The organism is Flavobacterium notoginsengisoli (assembly GCF_014207905.1).
Taxonomy (GTDB): domain Bacteria; phylum Bacteroidota; class Bacteroidia; order Flavobacteriales; family Flavobacteriaceae; genus Flavobacterium; species Flavobacterium notoginsengisoli_A.
In genome coordinates this window covers 331,126-357,451 of the sequence record NZ_JACHLB010000006.1, presented here as the reverse complement: position 1 = coordinate 357,451, position 26,326 = coordinate 331,126, and the positions used below count along the sequence as shown (strand labels likewise).

Sequence of the window (26,326 nt, the reverse complement as noted above, 5' to 3'; positions counted from 1 at the left end):
TTATGGAATCCAAATTATACCAAAACCGAACTTTTGAAACAATTGATTATTCGGAACAAAGTTTAGCCAATACCGAATTTGTAAACTGCGAATTCATAAACTGCAATTTTTCTAAAAGCGATTTAAGCCACAATGATTTTCTAGATTGCACTTTTAAAAACTGTAATCTTTCTTTGGCTGTTTTACGAAATACCGGTTTAAAGAATATCAAATTCATTGGCTGTAAATTGATGGGATTGGATTTTAGCGCTTGCAATAGCTTTTTATTTTCTATGAATTTTGATGATTGTCTTTTGGACTATTCGACATTCATTTATAAAAAACTAAAGAAAACCAATTTTACAGATTGTTCTTTAAAAGAAACAGACTTTTCGAATACAGATTTGTCTCTTGCGGTTTTTAAAAATTGTGATCTTTCTAGTGCCACTTTCGTGGAAAGTATCTTAGAAAAAACCGATTTCAGAACATCCAGAAATTATGCCTTCGATCCATCTGAAAATAAGATTAAAGGAACTAAGGTTTCGCATACAGCACTTGCGGGTTTATTACAAAAATTCGATTTATCGATTGAATAATTTTAGTCACAGTCACAATTTTCAGTCACAACGCACTGAAAACTGAAACTGAAAACTGCGACTAAAAAAAAGCGGAATACAAACTTAATTGTATCCCGCTTTTCCTATTTATTAACCATGAATTCTAGTTACCAGTAATCCAACGTGGATCTCCAACTTTTCTATCAATTAAAGCTTGATTTTTAATTGTAAAGTTGCCAGTTGCTGCACTTGTAAATTGAGGGTCAAGTACAGTTGCAGTAGCATCAGGTCTATTATTACTTCCTGTAGCTTGCAAACCAGTCGAATTGAAATTATTATTATTTAAGAACGTCGGAGCTGCTGTTGCAGTCGTGTTCGTATATACTGCCGATCCAACTGCCAATAACGAATTACGCACTGTTAATGTATTTGAAACAAAACGTACATATAAAATTCTACTTGCTGCTGGTAAAGTAGTCGTATAAATTGTACACATATCAACTAAAACAGTACTTGTTAAACCAGTTCCAGATAATGTAGCAGCAGCATCTAAACGAATAAAATCACGAGATGAACAGTTATCAAATGTACTTTTTGTTAAGGTCACATTTGCCACATAAGTAGTTCTGAAATCGATAAAATCAGCTCCAGCAGCAGTGTTTACATTTTTAATGATACTATTATCAACAGTAAACGATTTTAATCTAGCTAATGCATTTCCGTACATTAATTGAGAAGGATAATCATGAACATTACAGCCACTAATTAAAACATCTCCTAATTGTGTTGGTGATGCTGTACCAATTGTGATTGCTCCACCAGTTGTTCCAGTTCCATTCAAATCTAAATCGATTAAAGAGAAATTAACCACTTCACTTGCGTTAGCAGGATTATTGCCAAGCGTGAAATTAACTTTTAGTTTTGATTTATCAGCTGGTCTCAAACCTCTTAATGTTAGCGTTTTGTTTACAGCAATTGTTCCTGTTTGCGCCGTGTAATCACCAGGCATGAAAACTAAAACAGATCCAGCAGGTGCATCGGTAATTTTTTGGAAGATATTATCTTCTGGTTTTACTAAAATACCTGTACCGATATCAATTCCTGTTGTAAAAGTTACCACTCCTCTTTTCTTAGCTCCATTTAATAATGTTGCAGTATAAGCAGTTTCTCCTGTAAGTCCAGTGATCACAGCTACACCAGACGTTTTTTCTGCTGGAGTAATAGTGTGAGAAATATTTCCTGGCATAACTGTAATTTGAGTTACAGTACTATTAGGAACCCATCTTAAAGTAACTTGTTTTGCATCAATATCAGCAGGCTGAACCGCATAGAAAAGCTGTTCTGATAATGTTGTTGCAGTAGTTACCGACCATTTAGAATCTTCTAAACCTGTAGTAACTGATTTTACTCTAATAGAGTAAACCGTTTCTCCTTCTAATGCAACTTGCACAGGAAGTTGCGACGCTGTAACATTTACTGTTTTGTAAATTGTTTTAAATTCAGGATCATCTGCGCTAAATTCTACTACATAATGATCTGCGTTATCACCACTTTTTACATTCCAAGTTAACTCAACTGTAGTTTGGTTTCTAATTGTGGCTTTAAGGTCAATTGGTGAAAATTCTCTTGTATTTCCTATACCGTCTAATAATCCTTCATTATAACTTTCACAGCTTGAAACAGCAATAGCAAGTAAAAATGCGACTATTAATCCTTTAAATATATATTTTGCTTTCATAATAATTTATAAATTTATTAAAAACCGTAATCATTTTTCAACTGTCCATTACTTCCGTCAATAAACACTTGCCAAATTGGCCAGAACTGTCTATTATCTGGGTTTACACCAGTTTTGTATAATGAGTTTACTTTTGCATCTGCAGTAGTTCCTGTCCACGTCCAAGTAACTGCTGTATAAGTTGCACCCGGATTTACATTCTCTCCTCTATTTAATCCGTAGATGTCAATAGATACGTTATCTGCTTTAAATTTATAATACAAAGTTGTTGGTACATCAGCATACTCACCTGTACGAGCAGATAAGGCAGCCATTTTTGTTTTAGCTTCGTCTAATTTTGCTTTTAATAAATTCCAACGAATCAAGTTTTGTTTACGCTCCATTTCTCCTGTAAACTCATATTTGTTTTCAGTAACAAGAGCATTAAACATTGCTTCTTTACTAGTTAGAGCATCTACATATGCATCAACTTTTACTGCTTGAGAAGCTGAAGGGAATGATCTTCTACGAACTTCTTTCAAATAAGGCATTGCAGAACCAGGGCCTTCCAATTCGTTTGCTGCTTCAGCTGCAATAAGAAGTACCTCAGCATAACGCATGTACATTTTATTAACCCCATCATCATTAGTAGAAGTTACATAACGTTTCATCCATTCATAACGGTATTTTCCGAAATACCAAGTATCTAAAGTACCTAACTCTTGTTTCGCAATGTTATTAGTTGCTGCACCATATTTATAAGGAACACAAGTAACATCTCTTCGAGTATCCACTTGATCATAATCGTAGAAAACAGTAGGTAATGGACCAGCTACACCACCGCGGTTAGCTCCGTTAGCTTGAAATTGATCACTAGCAGCTGTGTGTTTTACAGCGAAAGTAAATAGCATTCTACCACGTCCGTCAGCGAAAGGAAGTTCCCAAAGAGATTCTCCTCCTGCTGTAGTATTTTCTTCATTATATTTTCTCCATAATCCTTCAAAAGTAGATTCTAAATGAGCAGAACCACTTGCAATTACAGAACGAGTTTCTGACAAAGCCAATGCATACATTTTAGCAACAGAAAGTTCTGGATCTGTACTTCTTCTTACTCCATCAGGATATTGTTGATAACCACTTGCTACCATAGCCAAACGAGCTCTGAATGCTTTAACAAAAGCTTTGTTTACGTGCTCTACAGTATTTGTATAAGAAGTCTGATTTGGCCATGCAACCAATTCTGAAGCTTCTCCTAAATCTGCAATTAATTGTTTATAAAGAATGTCTCTACTTGTTTTAGGCAAATATAAAGTTTCACTAGTAATAGGCTCAAAACGAGCTGGTACATCACCCCAAGCTTTAATTAAATCAGCATAATAAATTGCTCTTAGCGTTAAAGCTTCTCCTAACAATTGTCCCATTTCTGATCCTGGAGTAGGATTTCCGTATTGACGTATTCCTTTTATACAAACATTGGCACGCTCAATTCCAGAAAACATCATTGAATAAGCATTATTAGTTGTGTTCATCTCCGTATTTCCAGGCTTTGCATCATACACACATAAATCGGCTTTATCTCCAGCTGTTTGCGAAGTATTATACCACTCTGTATCTGTATTTAGTCCATAATATGGTAAAAATCTTCCTCTATAAGAGTTAGTTTCTGCAAATGGCACTTTTATTCCATCAATAGCTCCTTTTGCAAGTCCAGGTGTTGAAAAAATCAAAGCAGCATCTAAAGTTGATTGTGCAGGCGATTCTAAATAGTCATCTTCAAATTGCTGGCAAGAACTAAATAAGCTCGAAATAATTAATCCCGCTATTATTATTTTATGTTTCATTTTTGTAGTAATTAAAATTAGAAATTAAGATTCATCCCAAAAACCATTTGTCTGCTTCTTGGATAAGGACTTGAATCAACCCCTGGTGTAAGTGGGTTTTTTCTTCTAGTTGAAACTTCCGGATCAGAACCCGAATAGTTAGTCCAAACAAAAACATTGCTTGCCGTCAGATAGAATCTCAATTTAGAAACTCCTAGTTTAGATGTAAACATCTCAGGTGCTGTATACCCTAATGTCAAAGTATTTAATCTTAAAAATGATGCGTCTTCAACTGCCCAATCTGTAAAGATAGCAGTTCTCATATATGGCGACCACATTGTTGTATTAGCGTTAAGCGCTGCTAATGCATCAGGATCTGTAACTAACTGACCAGAAGCAGGATCTAAATTTGTCCATCTTTTTCCGTCAGCCATTGTTGAATTTAAATTTTTATACTGTGCTGAAGCGTTAGCTGTAGAAAACTCAATTTTATCAGCATTATAAACATCATTACCTATGCTCCAGTTAAAAGCAGCCATTAAATCAAATCCATAAGCATTCCCGTTGATAACAAAACCTCCTGAACTTTTAGGATTAACATTACCGATAACCGTTTTATCACTTAAATCTACTTTACCGTCTCCATTCACATCTTTCAATTTCATATCTCCTGGTTTAAGTGAACTTCCGTCTCCAACCAAAGTTGTAGCTGTAGCAACAACTCCTGTTTTTAAAACATATTTCCCTCCAACATAATCAAAGTCAGAAACCTCATATCTTCCGTCATTTTTATAACCGTACATTGTTCCTAATGAAGATCCAACTTGAATTAGATAATCATCTCCAATTTGTGAAGAAGCCCATCCTGTTGCAGCTCCAAAATTATTCATAACTCCTAAAGAGTTGATACGGTTTTTGTTTATTCCCATATTGAATGAAAAATTCAATCCGTATTTCGCTTTTTCAATTGCTACAACATTAATAGTAGCCTCAAAACCTGTGTTTTGTGTTTCTCCCATATTACGGTATTGGAAATCATATCCAGAACCTGGAACTGGGAAATTGATTAATAAATCACTTGTGATATTTTTGTAGACATCAAAATTACCACTTAAACGATTCTTGAAAAATCCGAAATCTAAACCGAAATTCTGAGTAACAGTTGTTTCCCATTTCAAATCAGGATTAGGCATTGTTTTAGAAGGCGCCCAAATACTGGTAACTCCATTAATCCAAGTTGTTGCTGTAGATTGGAAGATTTGAACTTGCTGTCCAACAGGAATATTATTGTTTCCTGCCTCTCCATAACTAGCTCTTAATTTCAAAAGATTTATCCAATTTTGATTTTTCAAGAAATTCTCTTCAGAAATTTTCCATCCTGCTGCGAAAGCTGGGAAATATCCCCAACGATTTTGCTCTAAAAATTTACTAGATCCATCTGCACGAAATGTAGCCGATAAGATATAGCGATTTTTGTAATCATAATTTGCACGTCCGAAGAATGATAATAGTTTGTCATCTGGACTGTAATAGTTATCCACTGATTGAGGTGTTCCTTGTGTTGTTAAAGTTTTTGCTTTATCAAAATCAAAAAACTTAGGATATCCATGAATAGTAGTGGTTACAGTATTGCTATTGTAGTTAATACTTTCCTGTCCAATAAGTGCTGTCAAATGGTGATTTTCTCCCATTATTTTTTTGAAATCATAATTCAAAGTATTAGCATTTCTGAAACGTCTTTCTTTGCTATCTCCCATAATCATCGCAGGCATTCCTTGTAAAGGTCCTAATGGTGCATTAGCAATATAGTAAGTAGTTAATCCATAAAAACGATAATCTAAATTGTTAAAATTATCAAGTCCTAAGTCAACATTTAATTTTAAATTTTCTGCCAATTCCCATCCAAAACTTCCTAACATATTAAAGTTTTTACGAAACTGTTGGCGGTCGTTATCATAAACTGAACGTAACGGATTTACCAATACATCTGAACCATCACCAGAAACATCATCAGAACTCAAACCAGCAACTGGAAGTGGCGCATATCCAACAATGGTACGCATACGGGAATCTGCTGAAGATTTTTCATTTTGCTCATTCACACCTCCACCATCAATCTCTGTATCTGAATAACGCATTGTAAAACCAATATCAATCTTGTCATTTAATTTACTTTTTAAAGCCAAAGACAAGTTGTTTCTTTTATAATTAGAACCAATCATAATAGCCTTTTCATCGTAGTGAGCATAATTAAAGTTGTAATTAAGCTTATCCGTTCCGCCTCTAATTCCTAAATCACGACTTTGCACTTCACCAGTACGTCCAAAAATTTGTTTTTGCCAGTTATCCCCTTTTAAGCCTTTGTACATATCCTGATCTTGCCAATTACCAAAATACTTAGTATATGAAGATGGATTTGAAGCCACTTTTGTTCCTGTTTGCGAAAGCAATGCATATTCATATTGCCATTTTGTATAATCTTCAGGCGACAGAACATCAATTTGTTTCGCCATAGTTTTCATACCGTAAAACATATTAAAGTTTACAGCAATTTTACCATCTTTTCCTTTTTTTGTTGTAATCAAAATTACCCCATTTGCACCACGAGAACCATAAATTGCAGTCGAAGCAGCATCTTTTAAAACAGTCATCGAATCAATATCAGATGAAGAAATATCATTCATACTGTTAATTGGAAATCCATCCACAATAATCAAAGGCGAAGCATCTTGAGTAAGCGATCCACCACCACGAACTCTAATTCTAATATCTGCATCTGGAGAACCTTCAGCCGATGTAACTTGCACACCCGCAATACGTCCAGTTAAAGCTTCAGCAACGTTTGCTACCGGAACTTTTTTCAAATCTGTACCAGAAATAGTAGATACCGCACCAGTCAAATCAGATTTTTTAGATGTTCCATATCCGATAACTACAACTTCGTTTAGGTTATTTGCGTCTTCAGTTAGGGTTGCGTTTACTTTTGTTTTACCAGCCGCAGAAACCTCAATAGTTTGAAATCCAATAAAAGAAAAGCTTAATACCGCTTTTGGGTTGGTTAGTTTAATTTTGTAATGACCGTCAAAATCGGTAGAAGTTCCGTTCTTAGTTCCTTTCTCTAAGACATTTACACCCGGTAGAGAAAGTCCCGCAGCATCTGTTACGGTTCCCTCTATAGTTGTACCCTGCGCATGTAATTGACTGCCGATCAATAAGCACAGTAAGAAAACAAGTTTAAAGCAAAAAGCTGCTCCTTTGTTTAATAGTTCTTTAAAGTTCATGGTTGATTGTTTAAGTTAATTAATTGTTTTTAGTCGTGGTTTAAGTGGTTTTTTGTGGTTACTTTCAATTCATTTATATAATTATTACAGGTACTTTCATTCATTATCAGATCTTACAATTTTTAACAAATCAGATTTATTTTAATCACTGTTTAATTTCTGATTACTTAATCGATTTCGAAGATCAAAAATAATGTTGTAATCGATTACACAAACATAGATATTTTTTTTAAACGAAAAATAATTTTTCATAAAAAAGTCATAAAAAAAATTACATATCAAAAAAAATATTCATTTTTTATGTGAGATATATAATTTTAATGAATATAAAATATTAAACATATTATTATTATTCGTTCATTTGATTCGATTTTTTTAAAAAAAACAATCGATTACATGAATATTAATCATGAAATTATTAGGTGTGTTTTTTACACTTAAAAAGTTAAAGAGATGCTAATTTTTTTTAATTAAAGGGAAGAAAATGACGCTTTTTTAAAATGAATTTTCTGATATAAAGAAGATTTTAGTTCCTTAAAAGTGAATTTGACATGGAAAACGGTTGCGTAAAAACATAAAAAAAGCCCTTAAACAAAAGTTAAGGGCTCAGAAAAATATATTTTTAACTGTTAAATATGCTGCAACTGTACTTTCTTTTGATGTAATCTCATCAATATGAATGTAATAATCATTCCGATAATTGACATTGCAACTCCTATTAAATTTGGAGATGAATAACTAAATCCGGCAGCTAAAGGCAATCCGCCAAGAAAAGCTCCTAAAGCGTTACCAATATTAAAACTCCCTTGAAGTGATGCAGAGGCAATCATTTCTGCTCCTTTCGCTGTACGAATCATAAGCATCTGAATTGGTGCAATAACCGAGAATGAAATAGCTCCAGTTAAAAAAGTCAGAAACAAAGATACATATTGATTGAACGAGAAAAAGTAAACCAAAACCAAATCTAGAGACATTACCATTAACAAGGCTAATGTAGTTGGAGCCGGCGAGAATCTATCGGCTAATTTTCCTCCAACAAAATTTCCAACAACCATTCCTAATCCTGCTAAAATTAAGATTGAAGAAACATCTTCTGGCTCAAATTTAGACACATTAATTAATAATGGAGCAATATAACTGATCCAGGCAAATAAACCTCCAAAACCAATTGCTGTAATTCCGATGATTAACCAAGCTTCTGTTCTCTTAAAAAATTGAAGCTGTGTTTTCATATTTACACTTTCACCTTTTTCAAGATTTGGCATCCATAAATAAATTGCCAAGAATGTCAACAACCCTACAAAAGCGATTAAGACAAATGTATAACGCCAGATAAAATGATGTCCAATATAAGTTCCAATTGGCACACCTATTAAGTTTGCAATTGTTAAGCCAGCAAACATTGTTGATATGGCTTGCGCTTCTTTCCCTTTATCTGCCAAACGGCTTGCCACTACAGCTCCAACTCCAAAGAATGCTCCATGCGGTAAACCAGAAAGAAAACGAGAGGCAAATAAAACATTATAATCGGGAGCAATAATTGACAAAGCATTAAAAACGGCCAGCATTAAAGCTAAAATTAAAAGCATTTTTTTAGGCGCATAATTTCTTCCTGCGATTACTAATAAAGGCGCTCCAATAACAACTCCAAGTGCATAAGACGAAATTAAATATCCCGCAACCGGAATTGAAACTTTCATATCTGAAGCAATGTCTGGGAGCAATCCCATCATTACAAATTCTGTAATTCCAATAGTTAACCCTCCTAAAGAGAGTGCAATAAGACTTTTTTTCATTTTGATTTAGTGTAGAAAGGAATAGATTTCTACGGGACAAAATTAACACCGTTAACCGAGAAATAAATTGTAAATTTGCGACATAAAATTGTATATTTAAGTTATGCCTAAATTAAATCAGTTTAAAACGCTTGTACTTGATGAATTTGAAGAAGAGAAATTTCATCTTCCTCCGCATACTCATACGTATTACGAAATCATATATATTAATAAAGGAAGCGGTATTCATCATTTAAACAATAATCTGTTACAATACAAAGCGGGTGACCTATTTGTGATTTCGCCAGATGATGAACATTATTTTGACATTAAGAAAAGTACCCGTTTTACTTTTATCAAGTTTACCGATAATTACTTCAACTCCAAACAGAACTTAACTTGCGACGAATTTTTGGTAAATACTCCGGAAAGTTTCATGCGTGATAAAATCTTAAAAGAAACTGTTTTAAAGTTTGATGAACCTTGCAAAACGATTCTGAAAAACACTGTTGAAAACATTGTTACCTATGGCAAATACATTGATGTAACTTCTTCTCCTATTGTTTTCTATCAGATTCTTTCGATTTTTGGTTTGATAAAAGAAACTATTCGCTGTATGAATCTTCAAATGCAATCGACACATTTAGATAATGAACAAATTGCGAATTATATTCATCAGAATATTTATCAGCCGAAATTGGTTCAAATAAAAGTCATTGCAGAGCATTTTAATATTGCGCAAACTTATTTTAGTGCTTATTTTAAAAGAACTTTCAGCATTAGTTATCGTGATTATATCCATAATTTGAGAACAACTTTGATTGAAAAGAGATTCCATAATAATCAATTGCCTATTAAACAAATTGCGTATGAATTTGGTTTTACAGACGAAAGCCATTTAACCAATTATTTCAAAAAGCGAAAAAACATGAAACCCACCGATTTTAAGAAACTGTAGTTAGCAAAATCTTAAATAATGATTTACCCGAAGTTTTTTAACTAAATTTGTGCTCCTAAAAACAATTTCTTTGAAAAAGAAAATCCACATAATAATGCTTTTTATAACGCTTAGCTTCTTTTTGAATCCGAGTTATACTTATGCATGCAATATGGGGCATCATAAAGAAATTGCTTCTAAAGAAGAAAACAGCTGTTCTAAAAAATGCTGTGAAAAGAAAACTTCGAAACAAGAAAAACACAATTGCGATGGAAAATGCCGTCACTCTGGCTGTACAACTTCTGCATTGCAATTTGTTATTTTGACTTCAAATGATCTTGATTTGCAAAATGATGTTTTCAATTTTTCTCTAAAAAACAAGATCTCGTCTTATAGTAATTCTACTATTTCTTCTGGATTTACTTCTATTTGGCTAAAGCCGAAAATATAATTATTGCATTTATGACAGCCCATATTGGGTCTTTTTGAAATCAACTTTTTTAATTAATTTTAAAGGAAATAAATTCCTTTACCAAATATTATATACAATGAAAAAATCAATCATAGCTTTAGCAACAGCATTTACAGTATTATTTAGCACAAATGCAATTCAGGCAAAAACCAATAATTCTGAATTAACAGCAATCGAAACTGCGGATTCTCAATTACAATCGGTTTACGATGCTTATTTTACTGTAAAAGATGCCCTTATTAAAAGTGACTCAAAGTTAACTTCGGCGAAAGCCGCAACTTTATTGACTGCGATCACAGCTGTAAAAATGGACAAACTAAAAAGCAACGAACATACCGTTTGGATGAAAGTGGTTAAAAAATTAACTGCCGATGCCAAAAGTATTTCGTCAACAACAGATTTAAAAAAACAGCGTGAGACTTTTAAATCTTTATCTAAAAGTACTTACGATCTTATAAAAGTTTCAAGCCCGACGGAACCAATCTACAAACAATATTGCCCAATGGCAGATGCTGATTGGTTAAGCAAAGAAAAAGCAGTGAAAAATCCTTATTACGGTTCTTCGATGCTGACTTGCGGAAATGTTGTAGAAACTATAAAATAAATATGAAGCTCTACATCAAAAACATGGTGTGCGCTCGATGCAAAATGGTTGTGAAGTCTGAGTTCGAAAAACTCGGACTTCAAACTATTGCTGTTGAATTGGGAGAAGTTGAGCTACAGGACGAAATCAACGATTCGCAAAAAGAGTTTTTATTAGAAAATCTTCAAGCTTTAGGTTTTGATTTAATTGATGATAAAAAAACAAAAACTGTCGAGAAAATAAAAAATCTAATTGTCGATTTGGTTCATCATAAAAACAATGATTTAAAAATCAACTTATCAGAATATCTGGCAGAAAACCTTAATCAGGATTATAATTCGTTAAGCAACTTATTTTCTGAAATTGAAAACACAACTATCGAAAAATATTTCATCAGTCAGAAAATTGAAAAAGTAAAGGAATTATTGGTCTATAATGAGCTATCTCTTAGCGAAATCGCCGATATTCTAAACTACAGCAACGTCGCGCATTTAAGTAATCAATTCAAGAAAATTACGGGCTACACTCCTACTTCGTTCAAACAATTGAAAGATAATAAACGGATTCAAATCGAAAATATTTAAGGAGTTCTTAACCGCAATGGACGCAAAGGTTTACGCAAGGTTCGCAAAGTTATATAGACAAAGCTTTGCGAACTTTGCGTTTTTTATAAAGCCCAGCATATCAAAAACCCTTGCGCCCTTTGCGGTTAAAAAACAACATTTAGTAAATCTTACAAATCATTCTCAAAATTATACAAATCGTTGTAAATTGTACTTCGGAAATTTGCATTGTAATACTTAAAAACCAATACAATGACTCATCAATATATAATTTCAGGAATGTCTTGCAACGGATGTCGAACCAAAGTCGAAAAAACTTTAAATGAAGTAGAAGGCGTTCAGGCAGAAGTAACTTTGAATCCGCCAACGGCTACGATTACAATGGAGAAACATGTTCCAACAGAAAAATTTCAAGAAGTTTTATCGGCAGCTGGAAATTATACTATTGAAATGGATTCTCCTAAAAATCAAGGCGAAGCTAAATCTTGCTGTTCGAGTCATAAAAAAGAGCATCACGATCATCATAAAACAGCAACTAAAAAAGTACATCAACACAGTGCAAATGGTGTTTATTATTGTCCAATGCATTGCGAGGGCGACAAAACCTATAATAAGCCTGGAGATTGCCCCGTTTGCGGAATGGATTTAGTACCTCAAGTTGCCATCACAGCAACAAAATTTACTTGCCCAATGCATCCTGAAATTGTTTCAAACGAACCGGGCGACTGTCCGATTTGCGGAATGGATTTAGTTCCGATGCAGGCTTCAGAAAGCGAAGAAAACAAGACCTATTCTGATTTATTGAAAAAAATGAAAATTGCGATTTTGTTTACGCTTCCTATTTTCATTATTTCGATGTCAGAAATGATTCCGAATAATCCGCTTTACAATATAATGTCCATTGAAAAATGGAATTGGGTTCAGCTTTTATTTTCGATTCCCGTTTTGTTTTATGCAGGTTGGATGTTTTTTGTTCGCGCTTACAAATCGATTGTGACATGGAATTTAAACATGTTTACTTTAATAGGAATCGGAACAAGTGTCGCATTCCTTTTTAGTATTGTCGGAATGTTTTTCCCTAATATTTTTCCAGACGAATTCAAATCGCATCACGGAACCATTCATTTGTATTTTGAAGCCGCAACCGTAATTATCACTTTGGTTTTATTGGGACAATTATTGGAAGCCAAGGCACACGGACAAACGAATGGCGCGATAAAAGAATTATTGAAATTAGCGCCAACTGAAGCTACTTTGGTAGAAAATGGAAATGACCGCATAATATCCATTCACAATATTAAAAAAGGAGATTTACTTCGTGTTAAACCAGGAGAAAAAATTCCAGTTGACGGAAAAATAACAACCGGCGAAAGCAGTATTGACGAATCGATGATTACTGGTGAACCTATTCCGGTAGATAAAAAAGTTGGCGATTCAGTAATTTCTGGAACAATAAACGGTACAAAATCGTTTGTAATGATTGCCGAGAAAGTTGGATCGGAAACTATGCTTTCGCAGATTATCCAAATGGTGAATGACGCTAGCAGATCTCGCGCTCCAATTCAGAAATTAGCAGATAGAGTTTCTAAATATTTTGTGCCGACAGTTGTTATCATTTCAATTTTAACCTTTTTTGCGTGGGCAAAATTTGGTCCAGAACCCGCTTACGTTTACGGATTAATTAATGCGATTGCGGTTTTAATTATTGCTTGTCCTTGTGCACTTGGACTCGCAACTCCAATGTCGGTTATGGTTGGAGTTGGAAAAGGCGCTCAAAACGGAATCCTGATTAAAAACGCCGAAGCGCTAGAAAACATGAATAAAATTGATGTTTTGATCACCGATAAAACCGGAACAATTACTGAAGGAAAACCATCAGTTGAAAAAATCTATGCCGTAAATGATGACGAAGATTTTCTGCTTGAAAATATCGCTTCGTTAAATCAGCATAGTGAACATCCATTGGCGCAGGCCGTTGTTCATTTCGCGAAAGCAAAAAACACAACATTCAAAGAAGTTCAAGGTTTTGAAACTATTGCCGGAAAAGGTGTTTTTGGAACTATAGAAAACAAAAAAGTCGCTTTAGGAAACAAAAAACTAATGGATGAAATTGGCGCTTCTGTTTCTAATGATTTAGAACAAAAAGTAACTGCCGAACAAAATCTAGGAAAAACCATTTCATATATCGCAATTGAAAAAGAAGTTTTGGGTTATGTTGCCATTACTGATGCTATAAAAGAAAACAGTGCAAAAGCGATTAAAGAATTAATTGCTCAAGGCGTTGAAGTGATCATGATGACAGGTGACAACCACAATACCGCAAAAGCGGTTGCAGAACATTTGCATTTAAGTTCTTTCAAAGCCGATTGTCTTCCTGAAGATAAACTGAAAGAAATTGAACGCCTGCAATCTCAAGGAAAAGTTGTAGCAATGGCGGGTGACGGAATCAACGATGCGCCTGCTTTAGCTCAATCTAATATCGGAATTGCAATGGGAACCGGAACTGATGTTGCGATTGAAAGCGCTAAAATTACCTTAGTAAAAGGAGATTTAAACGGAATTGTAAAAGCCAAAAACCTCAGCCATGCTGTAATGTCAAACATCAAGCAGAATTTATTCTTTGCTTTTATTTATAACACTTTGGGTGTACCAATTGCGGCTGGAATTCTATATCCATTTTTAGGAATCTTGCTTTCTCCAATGTTGGCTGCGGTGGCAATGAGTTTAAGTTCTGTATCCGTAATCGTAAATGCGTTGCGATTGAGAAATTTAAAATTATAAATTGGAGCGTAATTATTTTAACACATAGAAACATAGCTTTGCATTGTGCGTAAAGGCGTTTCACTTGCATCAATACAATAGCTATGTGTGGAAACTAGTTTCTTCTTTTCTCTTTTTTAGACACAAAAATCTATGTTTCTATGTGTTGAAATTAAATTGTATTCAATTGATTTAAAATTATAATCCATGATTAAAATTAAATATATCCTAATCCTTTTTTTAATTGCTTTTCAGCTAAAAGCGCAGAAAGTCGTGCGTTACGATTTGCATGTTCGCGATACGGTTGTCAATTTTTCGGGTAAAGAAAAACGTGCGATTGCAGTAAATGGACAAATTCCGATGCCTACTTTGACTTTTACCGAAGGCGATATTGCGGAAATTTATGTGCATAACGAATTAAAAAAGGAAACCACTTCAATGCACTGGCACGGATTATTTCTTCCAAATAAAGAAGACGGAGTTCCCTATTTAACCCAAATGCCAATTAAACCTGGAACAACTCATAAATATACTTTTCCGATAATTCAAAACGGAACGTATTGGTATCACAGTCATTCTGGACTTCAGGAACAAATTGGTTTGTATGGACTTTTTATCATCAACAAGAAAAAAGACGATTCAACGATTAGAAAGGGAATTGACGATTTACCAACAATTCCAGTTATTTTAAGCGAATGGTCAGATCTTAAACCAGAGAATATTCAGCGAATGCTCCATAATGCCAACGATTGGTTTGCTATTAAAAAAGGAACCACTCAAAGTTATTTTGAAGCTTTAAAACAAGGACATTTTTCGACCAAAGTGACCAACGAATGGAAACGAATGAATGCTATGGATGTCAGCGATGTTTATTATGAAAAGTTTCTAATTAACGGTAAAAACGAACAGCAATTTTCAGATCTGAAACCAGGCTCTAAAGTTCGACTACGAATTGCCAACGGCGGAGCTTCCAGTTATTTCTGGCTGACATACGGAGGAGGAAAAATCACCGTTGTGGCAAGCGACGGAAATGACGTAGAACCTGTAGAAGTTGATCGTTTGATTATTGCCGTTTCTGAAACTTATGATGTTGTGGTTACCATTCCCGAAAACAACAAATCTTTTGCCTTTTTGGCTACAGCCGAAGACAGAACGGGATCTGCATCTTTGTTTTTAGGAAATGGAGAAAAACAGCCTGTTCATCATCTTTCGAAATTAAAATATTTTGAAGGAATGAAAATGATGAACGATATGATGAAAATGAACGGCGAAATGAATGATATGGGCATGAATATGTCACTCAACAAAATGGACATGAATGCCGTAATGTATCCAGAAATTTCGGGTGAAGATGAAAATGCAAAACCTGCAATGGATCATTCGATGCATAATATGGAAGAGATGAAAATGGAAAGTGACAGCACGGAAACTTCTGAAATTGTGACTTTGAATTACGGAATGCTTAAATCTCATTTTAAAACCAATCTTCCAAAGGACGCTCCTGTAAAAGAATTGCGTTTCACACTTTCTGGAAATATGAATCGTTACGTTTGGAGTTTGGATAATAAAGTAGTTTCTGAAACCGATAAAATCTTAATCAAAAAAGGAGAAAATGTTCGTATCGTTTTATACAACGGCTCAATGATGCGCCACCCAATGCATTTACACGGACATGATTTTAGAATTTTAAACGAACATGGCGATTATTCTCCACTAAAAAATGTGATTGACATTATGCCAATGGAAACCGATACGATCGAGTTTCAGGCAAATGCAGATGGCGACTGGTTTTTCCACTGTCATATTTTATATCACATGATGGCCGGAATGGGAAGAATTTTCACTTACGAAAATTCAGCGCCAAATCCGTTGATTCATCATCCTGAAATGGCGTATAAAATGCTGAAAATGGATGATCGAATGTTTCATTTTATGGGCGAAAATGATTTTGCAACCAACGGAAATGATGGAGAAGCTATGTATAGCAACACACGTTGGAGTATTGGAACCGAATGGAGATTGGGCTATAACGACAAACATGGTTACGAAACTGAAACTCATATTGGAAGATATATTGGAAAAAATCAATGGTTAATGCCTTTTGTTGGTTTTGACTGGCGCTACCGAAAAATGGGAATGGACGAACAGGAACAAAATCTTTTTGGACAGAAAAACACCAAAGACAATCGTTCGGTCTTCAGTTTAGGTGCCGAATATACGTTGCCAATGCTCATAAAAGCGCAAGTTGAGGTTTATACCGATGGAAATGTGAGAGTGCAGTTTGAACGAAAAGATATTCCGCTTTCGCAAAGACTTCGAATGAATTTAATGTGGAATACGGATAAAGAATATATGGCTGGACTGAAATACATCGTTGCCCGAAACTTCGGAATCACGACGCATTATGATAGCGATATGGGAATCGGATTTGGGGTTAATTTGAATTATTAAAAAAGAATTGGCATTAATTTTGGAATAGAAAAAACACCAAAAAACCAATTTAATTAAACCTTATGAATCAAATTCTTTTCCTTTCATTACTGGCTTTGCCAATAATTTTTCAAATTATATTCGGAAGAAAAGGAATCGCCGAAAGCATAAAACTAACTTTTTCTAAAGTTTGTTTAATTACTTTTCTTTCTCAGTTTATATTTTTCATCATTGCATTTAAAATACTTTCAAACAAACTTCGATCAGAATCAAACGGACTAATTCACTGCGGAATGCCCTTTGTTGGATTAATAGGTTTAGAAATCTTGATTGCCATAATTATATTGGTTATCATTTTAATTCAATATTTAATTAAAAGGTCATATAATCGTAATTAGAATGAAGAAACTAAATTCCTTATTGTTACTTTTCTCTGTCTTTATCTTGACAAGCTGTGATCCTGCTCATAATATTAATTTTATAAATAATGGAAGCACTGCTGTGAAAGTCACACTAAAAATCGATCCCAAAACTGAAGATTATCACTTAAACCAATATAAAACAGGTGACTCTATAGTTTTCAATTTAAAACCTGCTTTAACAGAAGACAACCAATATCAAATGTCTTTTGGAATTGGTACTTGGCATGAAAAAGAAATGATTGAAGTTTCCAATTCAATTAAAAGTATAGAAATCGAAAACATTAATTATAAAATAATATACAAATCACAATACTCTATAGCAAAAGTATTGTCTCAAAATAGAAAAGGTTATTGGATGAGAACAGATATCGATTTCAATATTAATGATGATTTATTGAATTAAAATGCAGATTAGAAAACGTTCTAACGCCAACAACTTATTTTTACAAAAACATTAACAATAAATATATTCTTACAAACAATAAATCCATCTATATTTGATACACTCAATTATAATTTTCTAACAAAAAACAATTAAAACAAAATGACAAAAGTAATTACAATCATTACCGTTGCCTTATTTACAATTAGCGTAAGTGCTCAAGAAACAAAACCAGCTTCTAAAGACAAAGCAAAAAAAGAATCATGCTGCAAAAAGACAACAGATAAAAAAGATAAAAAATCTTGTTGTGCAAAGAAATAATTGAAATACTATTTCAACAAAAAAGGCTTCAAATAATTGAAGCCTTTTTTATGTTTTTTCGTCACGAATTTCACGAATTTACACTAATTACTTTGCACTTAAAATTTGTGCTAATTCGTGAAATTCGTGGCAAAAAAAACTCTATTTCACTCGAATACTCCATTCAAAATCCATTTCAGAAACCTGAACACCTTCTTCATTTGTTCCTATAGATTTCATCCAGAACGTCTGCCCTTCTCCAGTTTCTATTGTTTTTTTAATAGCATCGGCAATTAAATGTCCGTCTTTGCAAACAAACGTTATTCTTCCTGTTGCTTTCTTAGTAAAGTTTCCTTTGTTATTGGCAACTAACATGGAGATCTTTTTTCCGCTTTGCTGAATTTGAGAAATCACCAAAGCTCCTGTTGTCAACTCAGCCGCCATTGCCTGAACAGCAAAATACATAGAATTAAAAGGATTCTGATTAATCCATCTGTGTTTAACTGAAACAGTACAGCTAGAATCGTTTATATCCTTAACTCGAACTCCACAGAAGTATGCAGAAGGTAATTTGAATAAGACGAATTTATTAAGTTTTGATACAGAAAGTGCCATGTGATTTATTTTTTTATGTAAAAATACAAAAAAACTATGCATGCACAATAAATTATTAAACTATCAGAAGAACCTCAATAAAATCAATACTTCAGAATGATTTTCAATGATTTAAGACCAATTTCTTACTTTTATATTTGTTAAATTTTTGTTAATATTTGGTACTATGCAAAACAAGATACTGTTTTTTAGACATATATTTGCATAAGAAATTACTATATACTTTTAATCATGGAAACAACAACACCACTCATCATGGAAAAAACATCAGAAAAGAATACAGCGGCATTTACTCATTTGAGTACATTAAGTCAATATATAATTCCGTTTGGGAACTATATTTTTCCGTTAATCATTTGGACAAATTACAAAGACAGATCTGAATTTGCAGATCATCACGGAAAACAGGCTTTGAATTTTCAGTTAAGCTTATTGCTTTATACTTTGATTTTAGCACTTATTGCAATACCAATTTTCGTATCAGTGATCTTGCAAAATATTCCGCTAGAAGCCGTTTTTAATGATCACGATTTTGTAATTAGAAACTTTGATTTTCAATCGCATATCGGAATGCTTAGTGTAGGAATTACATCTGTAGTGCTTTTTGGATTATTAAAATTTGTTGAATTCTTTTTAGTGATCTATGCTACAATAAAAGCTTCAAACGGAGAACTTTATAAATATCCGCTAACAATTCCTTTTATTAAGTAATTCTAAAAAAGGTTAAAAGATATATTCGAATCAATCATCAATCATCATCATCAATCAATCATCATCAATCAAAAAACGAATTGTTCAATCTAAAAAAAACAAAATGAAATTATGAACATTGAAAACACAAAAGCACAGATGCGCAAAGGTGTTCTTGAGTTTTGCATCTTATCTGTTCTAAAAGAAAAAGACGCATATACATCTGAAATATTAGACACTTTAAAAAACGCAAAATTACTAGTTGTAGAGGGAACTGTTTATCCGTTGTTAACTAGATTAAAAAATGACGGTTTACTCAATTATCGCTGGGAAGAATCGACTTCAGGACCACCACGAAAATATTATGGGTTAACCGAGATAGGACAAACTTTTTTAAACGAACTTAGCGGTACTTGGACAGAATTGTCTGACGCTGTAAACTTAATCACCAATCAAAATCAATAAGTCATGAACAAAACAGTAAATATTAACTTAGGCGGGATGTTTTTTCACATAGATGAAGATGCATACTTAAAATTAACACGCTACTTTGACGCTATAAAACGATCACTGAACAACTCATCTGGACAAGATGAAATTATTAAAGATATCGAAATGCGTGTTTCTGAATTGTTGACAGAAAAACAAAAAAGCGAAAAACATGTTGTTGGACTGAAAGACGTTGACGAAGTGATTGCGGTTATGGGACAACCAGAAGATTACCGTATTGAAGACGAAGAAAACACTAATCAATCTTTTAACAATTACGGCGCAAGAAAACACAAAAAATTATATCGTGATAAAGAAAGAGGTGTAATTGGTGGTGTCGCAACAGGTTTAGGACACTATTTCGGAATTGATGCTGTATGGATCAAAATCGTATTCTTAATCTTTGTTTTTGCTGGATTTGGAACTGGAATTTTAGCTTACTTCGTTCTTTGGGTTGTAACTCCAGAAGCGGTTACAACTTCTGAAAAATTAGAAATGACAGGAGAACCAGTTACCATTTCGAACATCGAAAAAAAAGTTCGAGAAGAAATTGATTCATTATCTGACAAATTTAAAAACGCAGATTATGACAAAATGGGAAACCAAGTAAAGTCGGGAGCTGGGAGAATAAGTAGTTCATTTGGAGACTTTGTCATGACGATTTTCAAAATTTTTGCTAAATTTTTAGGTGTAATCTTAATTATCGCAGGGCTTTCAACTTTGATCATGTTGTTAATTGGTGTTTTTACTTTAGGCACAAACATCTTTATTGATTTTCCTTGGCAGAATTTCGTTGAGGCAGGAAACTTTACAGAATATCCGCTTTGGTCATTTGGATTATTAATGTTCTTTGTTGTCGGAATTCCATTTTTCTTCTTAACTCTTTTAGGATTTAAATTGTTATCTCCAGACTTAAAATCAATCGGAAATATTACAAAATACACGCTTTTAGCAATTTGGATTATTTCTATCGCAATTTTAGCAAGTATCGGAATTAAACAAGCAACTGAGGTTTCATATGACAATAAGATTGTAGAAAAAAAATCTCTTGCAATTAAAGCAACAGATACATTGTACATTAAGTTTAAATACAGCGATTATTATGCAAAAAGTTTAAATCACCGCAGTGATTTCGAATTTGTACAAGATTCGGCAAACAATGAACTGATTTATTCTAACGATGTACGTTTACATATCTTACACACAGATGAAGCTGCGCCATTCATTCAAATCGAAAAAAGCGCAAGAGGAAATTCTTTTCAAAATGCGAAAAAAAGAGCAGAAAAAATCACTTACAAGTTTCAAATTACAGGAAATCATTTAATTTTGGATAATTATTTTCTGACAGATGTAAAAAATAAATTTAGAGGTCAAGAAGTAGATATTTACATTTACCTACCAGAAGGACAACTAGTTAAACCAGATTCTTCTGTTAGAGATTACTACAATTCTGATGAAGGCTTTTTTAACCTAAACTATGATGGAGATTACAACTATAAAGTTGAAAATTCTAAAGTAAAATGTTTAAACTGCCCTGAAGATCACGACTATGATTATGATTCAGAAGAAGTAAATACAATTGTGAATGATTCTGTAAATGAAGTTTCTGTGAAAATTAATGGAAAAGAAATTATAAACGGAAAAAAAACTAAAGGCAAACTAACCACTGATAAAAACGGAGTTATAATTAAAATTAACTAATAATACCAAAAGCCATGATCAAAATAATCATTCATATTACGAAATTTATAATTGCTACTGTTACCGCTTTATTATTTGCTTCTTGCAACTTTAATGTAAATGCTATTGAAGGAAGCGGACACGTTACAACAGAAAAAAGAGTTGTGCAGGGTGAGTTTAAAAATATTTCTGTAAGCAACGCTATTGATGTTGTAGTTGAACAATCTGACAATGTTGAAATTACTGTTGAAGCTGATGATAATCTTCAAAACGAAATTGTTACGAAAGTAGAAAACGGAACTCTTATCATTAAATGTAAATTCAGTTCTTTCCGTAATATTACCGCAAAAAAGGTAACAGTAAAAATGCCAGTTGTAGATAAAATTGAAGCTTCTAGCGCTTCATCTGTTACCACTAAAGGAATTATTGAAGGAGAAGATATTACTTTGGAAACTTCTAGCGCTGGATCGATGAATGTTAATATTGAATCTGATAAAATTTCAGCAGATGCAGGAAGTGCAGGTTCTATTAATATTGAAGGTAAAGCTTTAAGTTTTAATTCTTCTGCGTCAAGCGGAGGAAGTATAGATGCCGAAAAATTGATGGCAAACGAAGTAGAAGCACAAGTATCTAGCGGCGCAACTATTGTTGCCAATCCAATTGTAAAATTAAAAGCTAAGGCTTCAAGCGGCGGAAGCATTAACTATACCGGTTCTCCAAAAACAATCGAAAAAGAAGCGAGTTCTGGAGGAAATATTAACAAAAACTAAAAACAGTTAACTGTTAAATATAAAAGAAATCATTCATCAAAAGTGGATGATTTTTTTATATTTGTCAAAATCAAATCTAGAATTAATGAAAAAAAGTACAGCGCTGCTCCTATTATTGTTTGTTACAACATTGACTTTTGCTCAAAAGAGAGAAAAAATTAAAGGTTCTAAAATTGTAACGACTTCAATGAAAGAAGTTGGAAGTTTTGACGCCATTGAAGTCGATGATAATCTGGAAGTTTATTTAGAACAAGGAGAAAAAAATGAAATCAAAATCGAAGCCGATGATAATCTACACGATATTATCGGAATGGATTTAAGAGAAAAAACGCTTCGATTATATACTAATAAAGAATCTACCATTTTCAAAAAATTAGCGGTTAAGGTTACTTACACTAAATCATTAAACAAAGTAATCACCAAAAATGAGGCGGTTGTTTATGCTATTCAGGAATTACAATTGGACGATATTACCATGAATTGTCTTGATTTTTCTAAATTGTTTTTGAATGTAAACGCGAAAAAATTCACCTTAATTGCCGATGATAAAACCAGAACGGAATTAAATCTAAAAGCAGATGATGCAAACTTGCAATTAAGTAAAAATGCGGTTCTAAAAACTCTGGTTTCTGCTATAAAATTTAAGTGTGATTTATACCAAAAAGGAAATGCCGCAATTGAAGGTATTGCCGAAAAAGCAACTATTCGATTAGATAATAATTCGGTTTTCACAGGAACAAAATTTACATTGAAAGATGCTAACGTGACTGCTGAAAATTTTGCTGTAGGAAGCATTTTAGCAGAAACAACTGTTTCTCTAGCTATTGGAGATAAAGCAGAAGTCTCTCTTCTAGGAAGTCCAGCTATTACATTAACTCGTTTTTCTGAAGAAGCTAAGTTGCTTAAGAAAATTAAATAATTTGTTTCAGGTTTTTCTTGTTTCAAGTTTCAGGTTAACCAATAAGAACTTATATAAAAAAAACAGCTCCAATTGAAGCTGTTTTTTTTATAAACAAAGTTTACAAGTTTCAACAACTTGAAACCTGAAACCTGAAACTAAAAAACTTTATTCTTTAGCAGCCAAATATCTCTCAGCATCTAAAGCCGCCATACATCCTGTACCTGCAGCTGTAATAGCTTGGCGGTATACATGATCTGCAGCATCTCCAGCTACGAAAACACCATCAACATTTGTTTTAGATGTTCCTGGAGTATTTACGATGTAACCTGTTTCATCTAGAGTGATATAATCTTTGAAAATATCTGTATTTGGTTTGTGTCCAATTGCTACGAAGAAACCAGTTGCAGGAATTTCGATAACTTCTCCAGTTGTTTTGTTTAAAGCTTTAATGGCATGAACAACATTCGAATCTCCTAAAACTTCAACTGTATCATGATTCATTAAGATTTCGATGTTTTCTGTTTTACGAACACGTTCTTCCATAATTTTAGAAGCTCTGAATTTTTCGCTTCTTACTAACATCGTTACTTTTTTACAAAGTTTAGATAAGTAATGTGCTTCTTCACAAGCAGAATCTCCTGCTCCAACAATTACAACTTCTTGATTTCTGTAAAAGAATCCGTCACAAACAGCACAAGCAGAAACTCCTCCACCCATATTAAGGTAGTGTTGTTCTGATGGCAATCCTAAATATTTAGCCGAAGCACCTGTCGAAATAATAACGGTTTCACAGTGCAACTCGATAGAATCATTAATCCAAACTTTATGAATATCTCCAGAAAAATCAACTTTTGTAGCCCAACCATCGCGGATATCAGCACCAAAACGTTTTGCTTGTTCTTGTAATTGTATCATCATTTCTGGTCCAGTAACACCATCAACATAACCTGGAAAGTTTTCAACCTCATTAGTTGTAGTTAATTGACCACCAGGCTGCATTCCTTGATATAGCACCGGATTCATATTAGCTCTAGCCGCATAAATAGCTGCAGTGTAACCCGCAGGGCCAGAACCTATAATAAGGCATTTAATTTTTTCGATTGTATTTGACATAGTAATAGTTTTTTTGAGTTGCAAATGTAAACTTTATTATAAAAAATTAGGACTAAAATAAATCCTAAATAACTATGTCAAAATAAGTTTTATTTATTTTCATTTTTTCCTTTTGTAAACGAAATTTATTTATATCTTTGCATCCGCTTTCGGGCAGTATTACAAATTCATCTTCGGGGTGTAGCGTAGCCCGGTTATCGCGCCTGCTTTGGGAGCAGGAGGCCGCAGGTTCGAATCCTGCCACCCCGACTTTTAAGACTTTCAAAGTCAGTCAAAACCCCTTAAATCCAATGATTTAAGGGGTTTTTCTTTTTATTCCACTCCAAAATATTCAAGTTATATCAAAGAAAATGGGACCTATTCGGCTACCCCTTTTCTTTTTTTACCTTGCAGGTCCCAAAAATCATTTTAATATTTTAAAAGTCAGTCAGTTGTACTCAAATTTTAACATTTGATGCTTCTTCAATTATGCAGTTTTTCAAAAGAAAATCCAGCTTTCTTGGGACCCATTTAATGTGCAATTGATCTGAAACATTAAATTTTTGAGATATGAAAACAGCAGGAATTACATTCGGGGTCCTCTTTTACCTAAAGACCCAAAAAACCACGATCCAAGGTTCGGCTCCTATCTGTGCCCGAGTAACGGTAAATGGAAAACGGACTGAGATTTCAGTCAAGCGTTCGGTTAAGCCTGCCGAATGGGATGAAAGAAAAGGCATGGCTAAGGGAAACCGCAAAGAAATTACTGAACTCAACATTTTTCTTAACCAGTTCAAGGCAAAAATCATAAATACCTATCAGCAGATGCTACTGAATGATGCTGCTATAGACGGCCCTGCGATACGCGACCGGGTAATGGGCACGGACAACACAACTCCAACATTAATGGCACTGATAGAATATCATAATGAACAGCAGATGCATAAACTTGCTCCCGGAACAATGAAAAATTACCATACCACCCAGCGGTATGTAAAAACATTCCTAAGGGAGAAACTCTACAGAAATGATATTGCCCTTTCGCAGCTTAAGTACAAATTTATTCTGGATTTTGAACGCTACCTTTTTAATTATGTTCCCAAGGATCACCAGAAGCCACTTAATAACAACGGCATCATGAAGCATATCGAAAGGCTGCGAAAAATGATAAATATGGCTGTCAAGCTGGATTGGCTTGCTAAAGATCCTTTTGCCAGCTTCAAAAAACATTTTGACAAAGTGGAACGGCATTCATTGAACGTTAAAGAACTTGCATTGCTGGTAGATAAAGAATTTACTATCGAAAGGCTGAGACATGTTCGGGATATGTTTCTTTATAGCTGCTACACAGGCCTTTCATATATTGAACTCGCTGAACTTACCACAGACAAAATTATCACAGGTATAGACGGAGGACTTTGGATATCTACAAGCAGGGCAAAGACAGATACATGTGTATGTGTACCGCTGCTGCCACAGGCAATAGAATTGATGGAAAAGTATAGAGATGATGCGAGAGCTCTGAATAACGGGACAGTATTCCCCGTAATTTCAAACCAGCGAATGAACGGTTATCTTAAAGAGATCGCTGACCTCTGTGGGATAACAAAAACTCTAACTTTTCATATAGCACGGCATACCTTTGCAACGACCGTTACCCTGAGCAACGGCGTACCTATTGAAAGCGTATCCAAAATGCTCGGGCACACAAGCATTCGTACCACTCAAATCTATGCTAAAGTCGTTGAACAAAAACTCAGTGAGGATATGCGCAATCTTGAACAGCGGATGTCTGCAAGTGTATCCTAATTTTTCAAAAATATTTTTTTGCGTTTTTGAATCTCTCTTTCTCCGCCAGCCGAAATGCAAAATGAAATAAACCTCACTAAATTCAAGGATTTAGTGGGGTTTTTTCTTTTAGAATATCAAATTATTCATAAAATATCAAACCATAGGCGTCCAAAGATGAGTCGCTTGATTTTTCAAATTTTAGTGACTCCTCGCAGAAAACTTCTCACCAATCCAGCAACCTGTTCACTTACCTATCCACATTGTGAACATCTTGTTCGGTCTTTTTTACTTAATAATACAAACCTTTAGCTAATCTTAAG

22 protein-coding genes and 1 tRNA gene are annotated in these 26,326 nt (G+C 33.9%); 17 read left to right on the top strand and 6 right to left on the bottom strand.

The genetic code is table 11. The annotated features are described in order from the left end of the window. The first annotated feature begins 2 nt into the window (after window positions 1–2). A complete protein-coding gene (locus HNP35_RS18960; protein WP_184165012.1) occupies window positions 3–575 on the top strand; it encodes a pentapeptide repeat-containing protein in 573 nt (190 codons plus the stop codon). Between the two features lie 124 nt (window positions 576–699). Here the strand turns inward: HNP35_RS18960 and HNP35_RS18955 are convergent, their stop codons facing one another. The 4 genes from HNP35_RS18955 to HNP35_RS18940 form a co-directional block, all read right to left on the bottom strand. Further along, window positions 700–2,274 carry a DUF4957 domain-containing protein gene (locus HNP35_RS18955; protein WP_221433468.1) on the bottom strand — a complete coding sequence of 525 codons (1,575 nt, stop codon included), beginning with the start codon at window positions 2,272–2,274 and terminating at the stop codon, window positions 700–702. A 17-nt stretch (window positions 2,275–2,291) separates the two neighbouring features. Next, on the bottom strand, window positions 2,292–4,094 hold the full coding sequence (locus tag HNP35_RS18950) for a RagB/SusD family nutrient uptake outer membrane protein (protein WP_184165014.1): 1,803 nt from the start codon (window positions 4,092–4,094) through the stop codon (window positions 2,292–2,294). Between the two features lie 17 nt (window positions 4,095–4,111). Further along, window positions 4,112–7,354, bottom strand: a complete 3,243-nt coding sequence (locus HNP35_RS18945; RefSeq protein WP_184165017.1) for a SusC/RagA family TonB-linked outer membrane protein — start codon at window positions 7,352–7,354, stop codon at window positions 4,112–4,114. Between the two features lie 629 nt (window positions 7,355–7,983). After that, window positions 7,984–9,150, bottom strand: coding sequence for an MFS transporter (locus tag HNP35_RS18940; protein WP_184165020.1), 1,167 nt, complete (start codon window positions 9,148–9,150; stop codon window positions 7,984–7,986). Window positions 9,151–9,253: 103 nt separating this feature from the next. Between HNP35_RS18940 and HNP35_RS18935 the strand changes: the two genes are divergently transcribed. The 9 genes from HNP35_RS18935 (at window position 9,254) to HNP35_RS18895 (ending at window position 17,999) form a co-directional block, all read left to right on the top strand. Further along, the gene (locus tag HNP35_RS18935) at window positions 9,254–10,087 is read left to right on the top strand and encodes an AraC family transcriptional regulator (RefSeq protein ID WP_184165023.1); all 834 of its coding nucleotides are present in this window, start codon (window positions 9,254–9,256) and stop codon (window positions 10,085–10,087) included. Window positions 10,088–10,157: 70 nt separating this feature from the next. After that, window positions 10,158–10,517: a hypothetical protein gene (locus HNP35_RS18930; protein WP_246453596.1), complete on the top strand. Its 360-nt coding sequence runs from the start codon at window positions 10,158–10,160 to the stop codon at window positions 10,515–10,517. 97 nt (window positions 10,518–10,614) lie between these two features. After that, window positions 10,615–11,142 carry a DUF3347 domain-containing protein gene (locus tag HNP35_RS18925; RefSeq protein ID WP_184165026.1) on the top strand — a complete coding sequence of 176 codons (528 nt, stop codon included), beginning with the start codon at window positions 10,615–10,617 and terminating at the stop codon, window positions 11,140–11,142. Window positions 11,143–11,144: 2 nt separating this feature from the next. Beyond that, a complete protein-coding gene (locus HNP35_RS18920; protein ID WP_184165029.1) occupies window positions 11,145–11,705 on the top strand; it encodes a helix-turn-helix domain-containing protein in 561 nt (186 codons plus the stop codon). A gap of 231 nt (window positions 11,706–11,936) precedes the next feature. Further along, on the top strand, window positions 11,937–14,465 hold the full coding sequence (locus tag HNP35_RS18915) for a heavy metal translocating P-type ATPase (RefSeq protein WP_184165032.1): 2,529 nt from the start codon (window positions 11,937–11,939) through the stop codon (window positions 14,463–14,465). Between the two features lie 186 nt (window positions 14,466–14,651). Further along, on the top strand, window positions 14,652–16,895 hold the full coding sequence (locus tag HNP35_RS18910; protein WP_221433469.1) for a multicopper oxidase family protein: 2,244 nt from the start codon (window positions 14,652–14,654) through the stop codon (window positions 16,893–16,895). 62 nt (window positions 16,896–16,957) lie between these two features. Then, window positions 16,958–17,272, top strand: a complete 315-nt coding sequence (locus tag HNP35_RS18905) for a hypothetical protein (protein WP_184165034.1) — start codon at window positions 16,958–16,960, stop codon at window positions 17,270–17,272. A 1-nt stretch (window position 17,273) separates the two neighbouring features. Then, on the top strand, window positions 17,274–17,699 hold the full coding sequence (locus HNP35_RS18900) for a hypothetical protein (protein ID WP_184165037.1): 426 nt from the start codon (window positions 17,274–17,276) through the stop codon (window positions 17,697–17,699). A gap of 141 nt (window positions 17,700–17,840) precedes the next feature. Then, complete coding sequence (locus tag HNP35_RS18895) at window positions 17,841–17,999, top strand: hypothetical protein (RefSeq protein WP_184165040.1); 159 nt, start codon at window positions 17,841–17,843, stop codon at window positions 17,997–17,999. Window positions 18,000–18,140: 141 nt separating this feature from the next. Here HNP35_RS18895 and HNP35_RS18890 read toward each other — a convergent pair whose 3' ends face one another. Then, window positions 18,141–18,593, bottom strand: coding sequence for a DUF4442 domain-containing protein (locus tag HNP35_RS18890; RefSeq protein ID WP_184165043.1), 453 nt, complete (start codon window positions 18,591–18,593; stop codon window positions 18,141–18,143). Between the two features lie 231 nt (window positions 18,594–18,824). On the opposite strand from HNP35_RS18890, the gene HNP35_RS18885 reads away from it, so the two are divergent. From HNP35_RS18885 to HNP35_RS18865, 5 genes are all read left to right on the top strand, one after another. Next, on the top strand, window positions 18,825–19,304 hold the full coding sequence (locus HNP35_RS18885; protein ID WP_246453594.1) for a DUF4870 domain-containing protein: 480 nt from the start codon (window positions 18,825–18,827) through the stop codon (window positions 19,302–19,304). 111 nt (window positions 19,305–19,415) lie between these two features. Next, complete coding sequence (locus tag HNP35_RS18880; RefSeq protein ID WP_008464689.1) at window positions 19,416–19,748, top strand: PadR family transcriptional regulator; 333 nt, start codon at window positions 19,416–19,418, stop codon at window positions 19,746–19,748. Window positions 19,749–19,751: 3 nt separating this feature from the next. Then, entirely contained in the window at window positions 19,752–21,473 is a 1,722-nt protein-coding gene (locus tag HNP35_RS18875; protein WP_184165046.1) for a PspC domain-containing protein, read from the top strand. A 14-nt stretch (window positions 21,474–21,487) separates the two neighbouring features. Then, the gene (locus HNP35_RS18870; RefSeq protein WP_184165049.1) at window positions 21,488–22,222 is read left to right on the top strand and encodes a head GIN domain-containing protein; all 735 of its coding nucleotides are present in this window, start codon (window positions 21,488–21,490) and stop codon (window positions 22,220–22,222) included. An 85-nt stretch (window positions 22,223–22,307) separates the two neighbouring features. After that, on the top strand, window positions 22,308–23,141 hold the full coding sequence (locus tag HNP35_RS18865; RefSeq protein WP_246453592.1) for a GIN domain-containing protein: 834 nt from the start codon (window positions 22,308–22,310) through the stop codon (window positions 23,139–23,141). A 147-nt stretch (window positions 23,142–23,288) separates the two neighbouring features. Here the strand turns inward: HNP35_RS18865 and trxB are convergent, their stop codons facing one another. After that, complete coding sequence (gene trxB / locus HNP35_RS18860) at window positions 23,289–24,236, bottom strand: thioredoxin-disulfide reductase (RefSeq protein WP_184165055.1); 948 nt, start codon at window positions 24,234–24,236, stop codon at window positions 23,289–23,291. Between the two features lie 174 nt (window positions 24,237–24,410). On the opposite strand from trxB, the gene HNP35_RS18855 reads away from it, so the two are divergent. Then, window positions 24,411–24,485 (top strand) — tRNA-Pro (locus HNP35_RS18855). 300 nt (window positions 24,486–24,785) lie between these two features. Beyond that, window positions 24,786–26,024, top strand: a complete 1,239-nt coding sequence (locus HNP35_RS18850) for a site-specific integrase (protein WP_184165058.1) — start codon at window positions 24,786–24,788, stop codon at window positions 26,022–26,024. Window positions 26,025–26,326: the final 302 nt, after the last annotated feature.